Origin of the sequence: Marivita sp. S2033 (assembly GCF_046592965.1) — a bacterium.
Taxonomy (GTDB): Bacteria; Pseudomonadota; Alphaproteobacteria; order Rhodobacterales; family Rhodobacteraceae; genus Marivita.
In genome coordinates this window covers 1-1,353 of record NZ_JBISBV010000044.1, presented here as the reverse complement: position 1 = coordinate 1,353, position 1,353 = coordinate 1, and the positions used below count along the sequence as shown (strand labels likewise).

Annotated in this window: 2 protein-coding genes; both read left to right on the top strand. The window is 48.1% G+C overall.

Going from position 1 to position 1,353, the window contains the following annotated elements:
- Positions 1 to 355, top strand: a 355-nt coding sequence (locus tag ACGKZZ_RS17230) for a peptidoglycan-binding domain-containing protein (RefSeq protein ID WP_411224748.1), incomplete at its 5' end; no start/stop codon positions are given.
- A gap of 116 nt (positions 356 to 471) precedes the next feature.
- Entirely contained in the window at positions 472 to 1,215 is a 744-nt protein-coding gene (locus ACGKZZ_RS17225) for a lysozyme (protein ID WP_411224747.1), read from the top strand.
- Positions 1,216 to 1,353: the final 138 nt, after the last annotated feature.

Here is a 1,353-nt window from a genome sequence, read left to right as displayed (position 1 = left end):
ATTTCTCAAACGCCTGCGAAGCGTGGAACACGATGATTACTCCCTGTATGATGAGGTATCCGATGCACTCAAGACAAGATTCGAAAATTGTGCGCAAACAAAAATTTTTGACCCCATCACCTCCGATCCGGAAATACTTTCAGACATTCACGCTGCAAAACTGAGGAACGCCCAAGCCATCCTTAACATACTTGGTTACGGAGCAGGATTTGAGAATGGCCGCCTGACGCCAGAGACCCAAATTGCCCTGCGAGACTTTCAACAAGCAAATGGCTTAAGTCCCACCGGTGCGTTTGACGAAGAAACGGAACGACTCATGAGGCAAGGAGGCCAACTGGTTCCAAAAGACAATTAGTTTATCCAAATATTTTTTCATTCACCCAGCAGTGAAGGCTGAATTCCAAAGTTTCTTATTCTTGCTAGACATTAGAATTTTTAGAGTTTCAGCCATAGGGAAGAAGGAGGAGTAACATGCCAAGAATAACACTGAGACCAAGTAGAATTTTGCTGGCCTCTTTTCTAAACGCAATTATATTAGTGCAGAGCGCTTCAGCCGAAGGTGTGTACGAGACACGTCCTGACAAGAACGCGTCAATATTCTTGCTTGAAAACTACGATGCAATGTTAGGCGGCGTTCCGCCACTAGCGGCTCGCCCAATACCCGATATTGCGATGGATCTTCTTGTGACATTCGAGGGCCTAGAGCTAAGGCCATACAATGATTCCGCTGGATATTGCACAGTCGGTTATGGGCACCTAATTGCAAAGGCTCGATGTACCGATGAGAACGTCGGTGGCTTCAAGAATGGTATTTCTCCGGAAGAAGCGCGGACGCTTTTAATGTCAGACTCCGCCTTGGCGGGACAGGCTGCCTCTGACCTTGCAATCGTGCCTCTAACAGATGAACAGTATGGGGCTCTTGCATCATTCGTTTTTAACCTTGGAGCGGGAAAGTTTGCAAGTTCAACATTGCTTAAGTTAGTTCGCGCCGAGGCACACGATGCCGCAGCTGATCAATTTCCCCGATGGGTTCTAGCAAGGAACCCCAACACAGGAAAACTGGAAAAGTTGCGCGGCTTGGTGGCGCGACGAAATTGTGAGGCCGCTCTCTATTTGCATTCTCTCGAGTCTCCCTTTGACCGAGCATCATGCGAAGGAGCCTTTGGGATTGCGCCAGATGTTGGGCCTCTGATTGATATAGCAGTTGGAGAATGATGTTCCAACCCGCGTACAGCTATGCAGCAATCGGATGCTACTTAGCATTGTTTTTGATTACCTGCCCTAAGGAATCGCAGGCACAGGTTTGGAAAGTTTGCATCGAGGAGGCACAATCTGAGGCGGCTATGAACGAAG